This window comes from Coprococcus comes ATCC 27758, from assembly GCF_025149785.1.
In the GTDB taxonomy this organism is placed as follows: domain Bacteria; phylum Bacillota; class Clostridia; order Lachnospirales; family Lachnospiraceae; genus Allocoprococcus; species Allocoprococcus comes.
Genome location: NZ_CP102277.1, coordinates 561,916 through 575,028 on the forward strand (window position 1 = coordinate 561,916; position 13,113 = coordinate 575,028).

Annotated in this window: 10 protein-coding genes and 7 tRNA genes; all 17 read left to right on the forward strand. The window is 43.5% G+C overall.

Features of this window, described 5'->3' with window-relative positions; all coding sequences use genetic code 11:
• Positions 1–12 precede the first annotated feature (12 nt).
• The 17 genes from NQ556_RS02990 (at position 13) to NQ556_RS03070 (ending at position 13,089) form a co-directional block, all read left to right on the forward strand.
• Positions 13–2,133 (forward strand): glutamine synthetase III family protein, encoded by a 2,121-nt coding sequence (locus NQ556_RS02990; RefSeq protein ID WP_008372682.1) that lies wholly within the window; start codon positions 13–15, stop codon positions 2,131–2,133.
• A gap of 205 nt (positions 2,134–2,338) precedes the next feature.
• On the forward strand, positions 2,339–4,453 hold the full coding sequence (locus NQ556_RS02995; RefSeq protein WP_044999028.1) for a glutamine synthetase III family protein: 2,115 nt from the start codon (positions 2,339–2,341) through the stop codon (positions 4,451–4,453).
• 338 nt (positions 4,454–4,791) lie between these two features.
• Positions 4,792–5,247: a DUF1700 domain-containing protein gene (locus NQ556_RS03000; protein WP_008372686.1), complete on the forward strand. Its 456-nt coding sequence runs from the start codon at positions 4,792–4,794 to the stop codon at positions 5,245–5,247.
• A 319-nt stretch (positions 5,248–5,566) separates the two neighbouring features.
• Positions 5,567–5,800 carry a hypothetical protein gene (locus NQ556_RS03005; protein ID WP_022219969.1) on the forward strand — a complete coding sequence of 78 codons (234 nt, stop codon included), beginning with the start codon at positions 5,567–5,569 and terminating at the stop codon, positions 5,798–5,800.
• Positions 5,801–5,978: 178 nt separating this feature from the next.
• Positions 5,979–7,139, forward strand: a complete 1,161-nt coding sequence (locus tag NQ556_RS03010) for a THUMP domain-containing class I SAM-dependent RNA methyltransferase (protein WP_008372689.1) — start codon at positions 5,979–5,981, stop codon at positions 7,137–7,139.
• Positions 7,140–7,158: 19 nt separating this feature from the next.
• Positions 7,159–7,764, forward strand: coding sequence for an RdgB/HAM1 family non-canonical purine NTP pyrophosphatase (gene rdgB, locus NQ556_RS03015; RefSeq protein WP_008372691.1), 606 nt, complete (start codon positions 7,159–7,161; stop codon positions 7,762–7,764).
• Complete coding sequence (locus tag NQ556_RS03020) at positions 7,761–8,243, forward strand: metallophosphoesterase family protein (protein WP_008372692.1); 483 nt, start codon at positions 7,761–7,763, stop codon at positions 8,241–8,243. The genes rdgB and NQ556_RS03020 overlap by 4 nt, the downstream gene beginning before the upstream one ends.
• Positions 8,244–8,409: 166 nt before the next feature.
• A tRNA-Pro gene (locus NQ556_RS03025) sits at positions 8,410–8,484 on the forward strand.
• A gap of 8 nt (positions 8,485–8,492) precedes the next feature.
• Positions 8,493–8,563 (forward strand) — tRNA-Gly (locus tag NQ556_RS03030).
• Between the two features lie 22 nt (positions 8,564–8,585).
• Positions 8,586–8,659, forward strand: a tRNA-Arg gene (locus NQ556_RS03035).
• 8 nt (positions 8,660–8,667) lie between these two features.
• Positions 8,668–8,741, forward strand: a tRNA-His gene (locus tag NQ556_RS03040).
• Between the two features lie 200 nt (positions 8,742–8,941).
• Positions 8,942–9,013 (forward strand) — tRNA-Gln (locus NQ556_RS03045).
• A gap of 4 nt (positions 9,014–9,017) precedes the next feature.
• Positions 9,018–9,090, forward strand: a tRNA-Lys gene (locus NQ556_RS03050).
• A 39-nt stretch (positions 9,091–9,129) separates the two neighbouring features.
• Positions 9,130–9,210: transfer RNA gene (locus tag NQ556_RS03055), tRNA-Leu, on the forward strand.
• A 473-nt stretch (positions 9,211–9,683) separates the two neighbouring features.
• Positions 9,684–10,919 carry a glycosyltransferase family 4 protein gene (locus NQ556_RS03060; RefSeq protein WP_204575790.1) on the forward strand — a complete coding sequence of 412 codons (1,236 nt, stop codon included), beginning with the start codon at positions 9,684–9,686 and terminating at the stop codon, positions 10,917–10,919.
• Between the two features lie 103 nt (positions 10,920–11,022).
• The gene (locus tag NQ556_RS03065; protein ID WP_044999029.1) at positions 11,023–11,706 is read left to right on the forward strand and encodes a PHP domain-containing protein; all 684 of its coding nucleotides are present in this window, start codon (positions 11,023–11,025) and stop codon (positions 11,704–11,706) included.
• A 216-nt stretch (positions 11,707–11,922) separates the two neighbouring features.
• The gene (locus NQ556_RS03070; RefSeq protein ID WP_008372699.1) at positions 11,923–13,089 is read left to right on the forward strand and encodes an FprA family A-type flavoprotein; all 1,167 of its coding nucleotides are present in this window, start codon (positions 11,923–11,925) and stop codon (positions 13,087–13,089) included.
• The last annotated feature ends 24 nt before the right edge of the window (positions 13,090–13,113 follow it).

Genomic DNA, 13,113 nt, shown 5'->3' on the forward strand with positions numbered 1-13,113 from the left:
GAGGTACATGGGATGAGCGAATGGATTAGTGTAGCAGAAATATTTGGAGAAAACGTCTTCAATGATGCTGTTATGCAGGAAAGACTTCCGAAGAAGACTTACAAAGAGCTGAAAAAGACGATCGAAGAAGGTAAAGAGCTTCAGGCTGCAACAGCAGACGTTATTGCACATGAGATGAAAGAGTGGGCGATTGAAAAGGGTGCCACTCACTATTCGCACTGGTTCCAGCCTCTTACAGGAGCAACAGCTGAAAAGCATGATTCGTTTATTTCAGCACCGAAGTCAGATGGAAAGATCCTGATGGAGTTTTCGGGAAAAGAGCTGATCAAAGGAGAACCGGATGCATCTTCCTTCCCGTCAGGAGGACTGCGTTCCACATTTGAAGCAAGAGGTTATACAGCGTGGGATTGTACATCGCCTGCATTTGTTAAAAAGAGTCCGGATGGGAAAAGATCGATTTTATATATACCGACAGCATTTTGTTCCTATACCGGAGAAGCACTGGATCAGAAGACACCTCTTCTTCGTTCTATGGAAGCAATCAACAAACAATCCATCCGTCTTCTGCGTCTTTTTGGAAACACAACGTCCCAAAAGGTTACACCATCTGTTGGAGTTGAGCAGGAATATTTCCTGGTAGACAGAGAAAAATATCTTAAGAGAAAGGATCTTGTATTTACAGGACGTACATTATTCGGAGCAAATCCTCCGAAGGGACAGGAACTGGATGACCATTATTTTGGTGCGATCCGTGAGAGAATCGCAGCATTTATGACTGATGTCAATGAAGAACTCTGGAAGATGGGTGTAGCTGCAAAGACACAGCACAACGAAGTGGCACCTGGACAGCATGAGCTTGCGCCGATCTATGCACAGTGCAACGTAGCAGTTGACCATAATCAGCTGATCATGGAGACGCTGAAGAAAGTGGCATATCGCCATAATCTTCAATGCCTGTTACACGAAAAGCCGTTTGAAGGTGTAAATGGTTCCGGAAAGCATAATAACTGGTCACTGGTTACAGATGATGGGATCAACATTCTGGATCCGGGAAAGACACCTCATGATAATATTCAGTTCCTTCTGGTTCTGACCTGTATTCTCCGTGCAGTAGACCTGCATGCAGACCTGCTCCGTGAATCTGCTTCTGACGTAGGAAACGATCACAGACTTGGAGCAAATGAAGCACCGCCGGCAATTATTTCCGCATACCTCGGAGAACAGCTTGAAGACGTGCTTGCACAGCTTATTGATACCGGAGAAGCTGCACACAGCTTAAAAGGCGGCAAATTACATACCGGTGTAAGTACGCTTCCGGATTTTGCAAAGGATGCAACTGACAGAAACCGTACTTCACCATTCGCATTTACAGGAAATAAATTTGAGTTCCGTATGGTAGGATCCAGAGACTCGGTGGCAGCACCGAACGTAGTATTAAATACAATCGTGGCTGAGTCCTTCTCTGATGCCTGCGATGTACTCGAAAAAGCAGAAGATTTTGATCTTGCAGTCCATGATCTGATCAAGGAATATGCATCCAAACATCAGAGAATCGTATTCAATGGCAACGGATATTCTGATGAGTGGGTGAAGGAAGCCGAAAGAAGAGGACTTCCGAATATTAAGACCATGGTAGAGTCTATTGAATGTCTGACATATGACAATGCGGTTGAAATGTTTGAAAAATTCGATGTATTCAGCCGTGCAGAACTGGAATCCCGTGCAGAGATCAAATATGAGGCATACTCAAAGGCAATTAACATTGAAGCACGTTCCATGATCGATATCGCAAGCAAGCATATTATCCCGGCTGTGATCCAATATGTAACTTCGCTGGCTAATTCGATCAACCAGGTAAAACAGGCAAGTGCTGCAGCATATACAGGTGTACAGGAAGAGCTTCTTGTACAGTCGGCTGATCTTTTGAAAGACACAAAAGAATCACTCAGAGCACTGGAAACTGTTGTGGCAGAAGTACCGGAGACAGAAGGAAAAGAACAGGCATTCTTCTTCATGCAGAAAGTTGTACCGGCAATGGAAGCTTTAAGAAAACCAGTGGATGAACTGGAAATGATCGTCAACAAGAATATGTGGCCGATGCCTTCTTACGGAGATCTGCTGTTCGAGGTCTAAGAAGTGACTGGTATAAATGTTGAAAAAGAAGTTGAAAACTTATGAAGTTTTGTGAAAATATACACAAATTAAAAAATTGGTCTTGAAATTTGAAAGAAAAAAGAGTATCGTAAATATATCTTAAATAACAGAGATCACAATGAACGAGGAAGTTCCACAAAGTGGAGCTTCCTCGTTTTTTTGCGTTAGAGAAAGGAAGGTAATTATGAGTAGTGAATGGTTAAGCGTGGCAGAAATTTTTGGCGAAGATGTTTTTAACGATGCAGTAATGCAGGAGAGACTTCCGAAAAAAGTATACAAAAAATTAAAACAGACAATTGAAGAAGGAAAAGAGCTGGATCTTGAGACAGCAGATGTAATTGCACATGAAATGAAAGAATGGGCAATCGAAAAAGGTGCAACCCATTATACACACTGGTTCCAGCCACTGACAGGAGTTACTGCTGAAAAGCATGATTCCTTCATCTCAGCTCCGCTTCCAAGCGGAAAGGTTCTGATGAGCTTTTCCGGAAAAGAACTGATCAAAGGGGAGCCGGATGCTTCTTCTTTCCCGTCGGGCGGACTTCGTGCTACATTTGAAGCAAGAGGATATACAGCATGGGATTGTACATCACCGGCATTTGTAAGAAAAGATGCAGCCGGAGCGATCCTTTGCATCCCGACAGCATTCTGCTCTTACACTGGTGAGGCACTGGATGAAAAAACACCGCTTCTCAGATCTATGGAAGCAATCAACAAAGAATCCATCAGACTGCTTCGTCTGTTCGGAAATACAACATCAAAGAAAGTAACACCTTCTGTAGGACCGGAGCAGGAATACTTCCTTGTTGATGCAAAGAAATTCTTACAGAGAAAAGACCTTATTTACACAGGACGTACACTTTTCGGAGCAATGCCGCCGAAAGGACAGGAGCTTGACGATCACTACTTTGGAACGATCCGTCAGAGGGTTGCTTCCTATATGAAAGATGTCAACGAAGAATTATGGAAACTCGGCGTTGCAGCAAAGACACAGCACAACGAAGTGGCACCTGCACAGCACGAACTTGCACCGATCTATGCAGAGGCCAATATTGCAGTGGATCACAACCAGATTATCATGAAGACACTGAAAAAGGTGGCATGCGAGCATGGACTGAAATGTCTGCTTCACGAGAAACCGTTTGCAGGAGTCAACGGATCTGGTAAGCATAACAACTGGTCTATCACAACAGATGACGGAATCAATATGCTGGATCCGGGAAAGACACCTCATGAAAATGTACAGTTCCTTCTGGTACTGGCATGTATCCTGAAAGCAGTTGATGTACACGCAGATCTGCTTCGTGAATCGGCTGCTGATCCGGGAAATGACCACAGACTTGGAGCAAACGAAGCACCGCCGGCAATCATCTCTATCTTCCTTGGAGAACAGCTTCAGGACGTTGTAGAACAGCTTCTCAGTACAGGTGAGGCAACACACAGCCTGAATGGTGGAAAGCTGCAAACAGGTGTAACAACCCTTCCAGATCTTACAAAGGATGCAACCGACAGAAACAGAACTTCACCATTTGCATTTACCGGAAATAAATTTGAATTCCGTATGGTAGGTTCCCGCGATTCCATTGCAGGATCAAACGTAGTACTGAATACAATCGTAGCAGAGGCATTTGCAGAGGCATGTGATGTCCTGGAAAAAGCAGATGATTTTGATACAGCTGTACACAGCCTGATCAAAGAATATCTGACAGATCATCAGAGAATTATCTTCAACGGCAACGGATATTCTGACGAATGGGTAGCTGAAGCAGAAAAGAGAGGACTTCCGAATATCAAGTCCATGGTAGAAGCAATCCCGGCACTGACAACTGACAAAGCGGTAGAACTGTTCGGAAAATTTGGTGTATTTACCAAGGCAGAGCTGGAATCCCGTGCAGAGATCAAATACGAGAACTATGCAAAGGCAATCAATATCGAAGCAAAGGCCATGATTGATATTGCTGCAAAACAGATCATTCCTGCAGTTGTAAAATATACAAAAGAGCTTGCAGATACGGTTCTTGCAGTAAAAGAAGCCGGAGCAGATGCATCTGTACAGGCTGAAATGCTTGCTGACATCTCAGGACTTCTGACAGAAACAAAGGCTGCCCTTAAGAAACTGGAAGCAGTCACAGAAGAAGCAGCAGGAAAAGAAGAAGGAAAAGTACAGTCTGAATTCTATCACTTCAGCGTAGTTCCGGCTATGGAAGGACTCCGTACACCGGTAGATGAACTGGAAATGATCGTGGATAAAGAAGTATGGCCAATGCCTTCTTACGGAGATCTTTTATTTGAAGTTTAGAAAATACATATAAAATACTTATAGAAATTTAAGGACCTTAGACTTGGAAAGAAGCAGAAATTATGCTACTCTAAGTCTGAGGTTCTTTTCTATATCCGAAAATTTATTTCCGGATATAGAAAGCCTCCGGCGGGATGTGCACTGTGATACAGGGAAGATGTTGCGGGTAATGATCACAGGCGCGGGAATGGACCAAAGCACATTTTTGTATCAGAATGATGTTGGGGTCAAAAATCCTCTTGCAAGCAAGTTTGCATTGGATTTCTGACCTTTTGACCCTGGTATCATCAGAATATAATTATAAACAATGAAATAATGAGAATAGAGGAGAAAGAAAGATGACGAAAGCAGAGTTCCTTGAAAAACTGAGAATTGAACTTTCTTCCGGTGTGACACCACAGGTGCTGCAGGAGAATCTGAACTACTACGGTCAGTATATTGATGATGAGATCCGAAAAGGAAGAACGGAGAGTGAGGTACTGGCGGAACTTGGAGATCCGTGGATTCTTGCGAAGACGATCGTGGATGCGCAGAGAGAAGAAAGTGTAGAAGATGTGATCTATGATTCGGATGGAAGGACCTACAGAGGCAACAGCAGCACAGAAGAACGCAGCAATATCCATGTGTGGAGCCTGGACAGCTGGTGGAAGAAACTTCTGCTGATTCTTGTGGTTTTGGCTGTGATCGTTGTGATCTTTGCGGTGATAAGTGGGATTGTAAGCCTGATCGCACCGGTACTGATTCCTCTTCTGGTGATCATACTGCTGGTCAGAATGCTGAGAAGGCGATGGTAATTAAAAAAGCCGGATGTATAAGATTCTTCTGCAATGAAAAGAAGCTTATGCCTCCGGCTTTTTGATTATATGTTCTATATGGCAGGTTCAAGTACTTAAAAAGGATCTGCCTGTTATATAACGTTAAACGCTCGATAGGGGAGCTATCGAGCGTTTGAGGGGAGTATAAATAATTAATAAGGGGTTGTAGAAAATAAATCTCTACACGACAAAGTATAATATAAACCGATTTAAAAATCAAGATAAAAATAAAAATGTATAAAAATACGAAAAGGATAGATACTATGTTTGTACAAAAAAATGTCAGGAGGAATTATCAATGGCAAAAAATTATAATGCTTCAGAAAACAGTACAAACAAAAATTCATATGGATCCAATAAGAATGCGTATGCTGAAAATGCTTCCGGCAAGAATCAGTCAAATAAAAATTCAGGCAATAAAAATGCATCCGGTAAAAATACGACTAACCGGAATGCAAAGAATGCATATGAATCAGACCGTAATGCATATGACAGCTCAAAGTCCTGCCATAACGAAAGTGATAAGTATTAAAAAGTGCAAAGCAGTTAAGAATGGAAAAGCAGCGGTTTGGATTCCGCTGCTTTTCTGTTTTTGGTGTAGCAATCTGGTTCCTTAAAAAATTTGTGGTACAAGCGCACTACTTGACAAAAGGCAACCGAAAAACGTAATATAGTTTATAACAGATTGCAGAGTAGAGAAAGGAAAAAGAATGGAAAAAATGGAGCTGATAGCACCCTGCCATTTCGGAATGGAAGCTGTTCTGAAGCGGGAAGTGCTGGATTTAGGATATGAGATATCAACAGTAGAAGACGGAAGAGTATGCTTCTGGGGAGATGCACAGGCGATTTGCGATGCGAACGTGTTCCTTCGGACAGCAGAAAAAATCCTTCTTAAGGTTGGTTCGTTTAAAGCAGAGACATTTGATGAATTATTTGAGAAAACAAGAGTACTTCCGTGGGAGAATTATATTCCGAAGAACGGAAAATTCTGGGTGACGAAGGCTGCATCTGTAAAGAGTAAGCTGTTCAGTCCGTCAGATATTCAGTCGATCATGAAAAAAGCCATGGTAGAAAGGCTGAGACGGATCTACGGGATAGAATGGTTCCAGGAGGATGGACCAGCTTACCCGATCCGTGTATTTCTGATGAAAGATATCGTGACGATCGGGATAGATACCTCCGGCGTATCTTTACATAAGAGAGGTTATCGTCAGATGACCGTAAAGGCACCGATCACAGAGACATTGGCATCCGCACTGATCATGCTGACACCGTGGCACAAGGACCGGATCCTGGTAGACCCTTTCTGCGGAAGTGGAACATTTCCAATCGAAGCGGCTTTGATGGCAGCTAATATTGCACCGGGGATGAACCGTTCCTTTACAGCAGAAGAATGGGTGAACCTGATTCCGAAAAAGGCATGGTATGATGCAATGGATGAGGCAAATGATGTGATCGACCGGAAGGTACAGGTTGATATTCAGGGATATGACCTGAATCCGGAGGCAGTAAAAGCAGCAAGACAGAATGCCAAAGATGCAGGCGTTGACCATCTGATCCATTTTCAGGAAAGAGCGGTAAAGGATTTAAGCCACCCGAAGAAGTATGGCTTTATCATTACAAATCCGCCGTATGGCGAGCGACTGGAGGATAAAAAGGATCTGCCGCAGTTATACAGAGAATTTGGTGAGAGTTTTAAAAAGCTGGATAGCTGGTCTGCATATATGATCACCAGTTACGAGGATGCAGAACGTTATTTCGGAAGAAAAGCAGATAAGAACCGGAAGATATATAATGGTATGCTGAAGACCTATTTTTATCAGTTCTTAGGTCCGAAGCCACCGAAACGCCCAAAAGAACCAAAACAGTAAGAGAAAGAAGAATTTACAGATGAAAATTATTTTTGCAACGGGTAATAAGAATAAAATGACAGAGATCCGCCAGATTTTGCGGGATCTGGGGATGGAGATCCTTTCAATGAAGGAAGCCGGGGTTGACATTGATATCGTAGAGGATGGAAAGTCCTTTGAGGAAAATGCGATGATCAAAGCCTCAGCGATCGCAGAGCTGCCGGAAGTGAGGGCGATGGATGCGATTGTGCTGGCAGATGATTCCGGACTGGAAATCGATTATCTGAATAAAGAACCGGGAATCTATTCTGCACGCTATGCGGGAACCGATACTTCGTATGATATCAAGAACAGCCTCCTGCTCTCAAGAATGAAGGGCGTACCGGACAAGCAGCGTACAGCAAGGTTTGTCTGTGCGGTGGCGGCAGTATTCCCGAACGGGGACAAAGAGGTTGTCCGTGGAACGATGGAAGGATGTATTGGTTACGAAATCGCCGGAGCAAATGGATTTGGCTACGATCCGATCTTTTTCCTGCCGGAATACGGTTGCACCTCGGCAGAGCTTGCACCGGAAAAGAAGAATGAACTCAGCCACAGAGGAGAAGCGCTTCGGATGATGAGACAGATCATGGAGAAAAAGTTATGAGAGTATTGATTATTAGTGATACACATGGAAGACATACTGCATTTGACCGGGCAATCATGGAAGCTGGAAAGATTGATTATCTGGTGCATCTCGGGGATACAGAGGGCGGAGAAGACTATATTGAGGCATTCTGCGGATGTCCGGCGTATATACTGGCTGGGAATAATGATTTCTTCTCACGCAATCTCCGGGAGATGGAGATTTATTTTGGCAAGAAAAAAGCATTTATGGCACATGGACACCAGTATTCGGTGTCTCTTGGTGTAGAGCGGATCCTGGATGAGGGAAGATCGAGAAATGCAGATATCGTGATGTTTGGTCATACACACAGACCGTATCTGAAAAAGTTTGGTGATATTACAGTGCTGAATCCGGGCAGTCTGGCATTTCCACGGCAGGAAGGCAGAAAAGGCAGTTATATTATTATGGAGATGGATCGGGACGGGAATACGGAGTTTACGATTCATTATCTGGATTAGAGTAGGTGGCACGTATTTTTGCTGAAAAAAGGGCAAAAATGCGTGTCTTTTACAAGAAAAAGAAAAATAAAAATTTCTTAAAAAAATTCAAAAAACATGTTGACTTTTTGAAAACCTTGTAATATAATAACTTTTGTCGTCACGGAGATGACAAACAGATAAACAACGGGGTGTGGCTCAGCTTGGCTAGAGCGCCTGGTTTGGGACCAGGAGGTCGCAGGTTCGAATCCTGTCACCCCGATGTGATCTGCGGGTGTAGTTCAATGGTAGAACACCAGCCTTCCAAGCTGGATACGTGGGTTCGATTCCCATCACCCGCTTACACTGAGAAACCAGTGTTGTGTGTTTGTAGCTCAGTTGGATAGAGCAACGGCCTTCTAAGCCGTGGGTCGGGGGTTCGAATCCCTCCAAGCACGTTTATATGGTGGGTATAGCGCAGTTGGTTAGCGCGCCAGATTGTGGCTCTGGAGGCCCAGGGTTCGAATCCCTGTATCCACCCTTTAATTTATAATATTTGAAAGAAATGGCAAGCAGAAATGCTCGCATTTTTTTTATGATAGACATTGCAAGAGTGGATATCATAAAAGTCTCCGGCAGGATATGAGAGCTTTGGCAGATTACGGGATGCCATAAGTTAAGCGATTGTCGCAGGCGCGGGAATGTGCCATGGCGCATTCTATGTTAAGACATAAAGATAATGGGTCATCGCCAAGCGGTAAGGCACAGGACTTTGACTCCTGCACTCGCTGGTTCGAATCCAGCTGGCCCAGTTACGGGCGTGTAGCTCAGGTGGTAGAGCACTTGACTTTTAATCAAGTTGTCCGGGGTTCGAATCCCCGCACGCTCACTTATTTAGTCCCATGGTTTTCTGTGGGACTAAAAAAATGCGGATGTGGCGGAACTGGCAGACGCGCTAGACTTAGGATCTAGTCTCTACGAGGTGCAGGTTCAAGTCCTGTCATCCGCATTTAGTTAAACATAACAAAACCAGTTATATATAGAAGTAATAGAGGAACCTTTACCAAAAAGGTTTCTTTTTTTGCTTTTTTTATGGATTTTAAGGAAAAAGCGGAAAAAGAAAAGAAGAAGCAGTATTTAGATATTTCTGTTGAAAATATCCGGATCGAGATCGTCTCTTTTACAAATTCCAACTATATGTTAATATAATCATATGAAGATGTTGGGATCCAAAGGTATTTTGCCCCCTTTGATACCAGATTGCTACGTGCTTTGCACTCTCGCAATCCTCAAAAACATTCTCCTTTCGGAACATTTTCATCCAATGAAAGGAAGAACTTCTAAAAAAACAGGTGAAAAAGAAACTAGAGAATAATTAAAGCATGAATAAATGATAAACGGTGAGTACCGCTTTTATTGATCACATTGCGGCAATAAATACATGTAACAGGGAAATTTTAACAAAGTAAGAGGGACGAAAGAATGAAAATATTAAGTGTCACAGCCCAGAAGCCGGATAGTACCGGAAGCGGTATCTATCTGACGGAACTGGTCAGAGGATTTAAAAAAAAGGGAATCACCCAGTCAGTGATCGCGGGAGTTACAAAAGCTGATCAGGTATGTCTTCCGGAGGGGGTAAGCTTTTATCCGGTATATTTTGAATCGGAGCAGTTACCGTATCCGATCACGGGAATGTCGGACGAGATGCCTTATCCGAGTACCAGGTATTCAGACCTGACAGAGGAGATGACAGAAACGTTCCGGAACGCATTTGGCGAGGTACTGAAAAAAGCAGTGGAGGAGTTGGATCCGGACGTGATCCTGTGTCACCATCTGTATCTCCTTACAGCGATTGTAAGAGAGCTGTTTCCTGATAAAAAGGTATATGGGGTATCCCATGGATCCGACCTGCGGCAGATCCGCAAGACAGAACAGAACCGGGAATACATTTTACAGAGAATTCCTGCGCTGGATGGGATTTTTGCATTGCATGAGGAGCAGAAAGAGATGATCTGCGGAATTTACGGGGAGCATATCAGAGAGAAGGTACGGGTGATCGGAACCGGCTATAACAGTGATGTTTTCCGGCAGGAGATGGGGGCTTCACAGGGAGAAGAAAAAGAGCTGAGACTAATCTTTGCCGGAAAGATCTCAGAGAAAAAGGGTGTGAAAAGTCTGATCCGTTCGTTGGATTATCTGAAGGATTCCAGTCTTATTATTTCTCTGGAACTGGCAGGAGGTGCCGGGGATGAGGGCGAATATCAGGAAATCCGGGAGCTTGCCGAAAAGTGTCCGTTTGCAGTTACCTTTGCCGGGAAGATTACACAGCAGGAGTTGGCGAAGAAGATGAATCAGAGTGATGTTTTTGTACTGCCATCTTTTTATGAAGGTCTTCCGCTTGTGATCATTGAGGCTCTGGCATGTGGTACCTATGTGATCTGTACAGATCTACCGGGGATCAGGAACTGGATCAATCAGAATCTTCCGGATAATGGTGTGGTTTTTGTAGAACCGCCAAGAAGAGTGAATGAAGATGAACCTGTGGAAGAAGAACTTCCGGTATTTGAAAAGAAACTTGCCGGAGCCATCGAAGGGATCGCAAAATATCCTGGATTAAAGCCGGAGAAGGAGCATCTGGAGCAGATTTCGTGGGACGGACTTTGTGTGCATCTTATGCAGATATTTGAGCAACAGAGTGTTTATCGAAAAACCCTATAATTGAATTTCTGCATGTGAATTATCAATTATTTTTTTGTAAAACAACATGTTAAAATGAAGAAAAGAGAAATGAAAAGGCATTTTAACAGGAGGTTATTAATAGTTGATAATTGATATGCATATGCATGAGATGCGTTATTCGGGGGACAGCTTTTTAAGATTGGAGAACATGGTAGAGATCGCAAAGCACAGAGGACTTGATGGAATCTGTATTACGGATCATGACAGTATGGGACTGAAGGAATTTGCGGCAGAGTATTCGGAGAAAACAGGATTTCCGATTTTTGTCGGAATTGAATTTTATTCCCTGCAGGGAGACATTGTAGCATTTGGAATTGAGGATTATCCAAAAGAGAGAATCCCGGCACAGGAGTTTGTAGATCTGGTACAGGCACAGGGCGGTATGTGTTTCAGTGCCCATCCATTCCGCAATAATAACAGGGGACTGGAAGAGAACCTGAAGATTGTAAAGGGACTTGATGGAATCGAAGTGCTGAACGGCAGCACACTTTACGAGGCAAATCGAAAGGCGGCAGAATATGCGGCTGAGCTTGGACTTGCAACAGTTGGATCAAGTGATTGCCATGTGCCGGAGAAGCTGGGAATTTATGCAACGTATTTTCCAAGAGAGATCCGTTCGGTACAGGAACTGATCCGGAGTGTAAAACGATGTGAGACTCTTCCGGTGTATTATAAAGAGGGTGGATATTATCTCTGGGATATGAAAAATCCGATTGATGCGCCGTTTCACATTTACGAGCAGGAACAGATGGTGTGTGCCGGTTAACGTAAAAAATGAGAACAGATATGAAAAAATTAAACGCTTTTTTTATTGAAAGTGTGTTATTTCCATAGTATTATTAAGAGTGGAAATTAAGAGGGCTGGAATGTAATATTTCCAGCTTTCTTATTTAACAGGAAATTCCGTAGGAACTTCCTGCCAAATAAAAGACACTACGTGCCGGAGTATATTTTCAATCACCAATTACAAGGAGGAACTAACATGAAAGACATAGTAATTTCAGATGCAGTAAAATATATCGGAGCAGATGATAAGGATCTGGATCTCTTTGAGAGCCAGTACATCGTTCCAAACGGAGTATCCTACAACTCTTATGTGATCCTGGACGAGAAGATCGCAGTTATGGATACGATTGATACGAGAAAGACAGACGAATGGAAAGAGAATCTGGAGAGGGTGCTGGATGGAAGAACACCGGATTATCTGGTTGTATCGCATCTGGAACCGGATCATGCCGGAAGCATCAAAGAATTTGCAGACAAATATCCGGAAGCCAAGATCGTGGCAAGTGCAAAAGCTATTGCAATGCTTCCACAGTTCTTTGAAATCGCAGATCTGGCAGACCGTGCAGTTGCGGTAAAAGAAGGTGAAGAACTTTCCCTTGGAAGCCATACCCTTCAGTTCTTTATGGCTCCGATGGTTCACTGGCCGGAAGTTATGGTCGAATACGAAAAGTCTGAGAAGATTCTGTTCTCAGCAGATGGATTTGGTAAATTCGGTGCGCTGGATGCAGATGAGGACTGGACTTGTGAAGCAAGAAGATACTACTTCAATATCGTAGGCAAATACGGTGCACAGGTACAGGCGCTTCTGAAAAAAGCAGCGACTCTGGACATTCAGACGATTTGCCCGCTTCATGGACCGATCCTGAAAGAAAATCTGGGATACTATATCGGAAAATACATGACATGGAGCAGCTATGAACCGGAAGATGACGGGGTACTGGTTGCTTATGCATCAATCCATGGCAATACCAAGACGGCAGCAGAGAAGATGAAAGAGATCCTGGAAGCCAAAGGTGCAAAGAAGGTAGCGATCACTGACCTTTCCAGAGATGATATGGCAGAGGCAATCGAGGATGCATTCCGCTATGACAAGCTGGTTCTTGCAGCAGCTTCCTATGATGCAAGTGTGTTCCCGTGCATGGAGACTTTCCTGAACAAACTGACCAATAAGAACTACCAGAACCGTAAGATCGCAATTATCGAGAATGGTTCCTGGGCTCCGACAGCAGCACGTGTGATGAAAGGTTATGTAGAAAAGATGAAGAAGATCACTCTCTGCGAAAAGACGGTTACGATCAAATCTACGATGAAAGATGCAGATGTAACTGCAATGGAAGAACTTGCAGATGAACTTCTTGCGTAAGAAACGGAAAGAATGAGATGATAA

Excerpts from the sequence above, each read along its gene's own strand:
- NQ556_RS03060 (WP_204575790.1), top strand. The coding sequence starts at position 9,684 with ATGAAAATATTAAGTGTCACAGCCCAGAAGCCGGATAGTACCGGAAGC.
- NQ556_RS03020 (WP_008372692.1), top strand. The coding sequence starts at position 7,761 with ATGAGAGTATTGATTATTAGTGATACACATGGAAGACATACTGCATTT.
- rdgB (WP_008372691.1), top strand. The coding sequence starts at position 7,159 with ATGAAAATTATTTTTGCAACGGGTAATAAGAATAAAATGACAGAGATC.
- NQ556_RS03005 (WP_022219969.1), top strand. The coding sequence starts at position 5,567 with ATGGCAAAAAATTATAATGCTTCAGAAAACAGTACAAACAAAAATTCA.
- NQ556_RS03010 (WP_008372689.1), top strand. The coding sequence starts at position 5,979 with ATGGAAAAAATGGAGCTGATAGCACCCTGCCATTTCGGAATGGAAGCT.
- NQ556_RS02990 (WP_008372682.1), top strand. The coding sequence starts at position 13 with ATGAGCGAATGGATTAGTGTAGCAGAAATATTTGGAGAAAACGTCTTC.
- NQ556_RS02995 (WP_044999028.1), top strand. The coding sequence starts at position 2,339 with ATGAGTAGTGAATGGTTAAGCGTGGCAGAAATTTTTGGCGAAGATGTT.
- NQ556_RS03000 (WP_008372686.1), top strand. The coding sequence starts at position 4,792 with ATGACGAAAGCAGAGTTCCTTGAAAAACTGAGAATTGAACTTTCTTCC.
- NQ556_RS03070 (WP_008372699.1), top strand. The coding sequence starts at position 11,923 with ATGAAAGACATAGTAATTTCAGATGCAGTAAAATATATCGGAGCAGAT.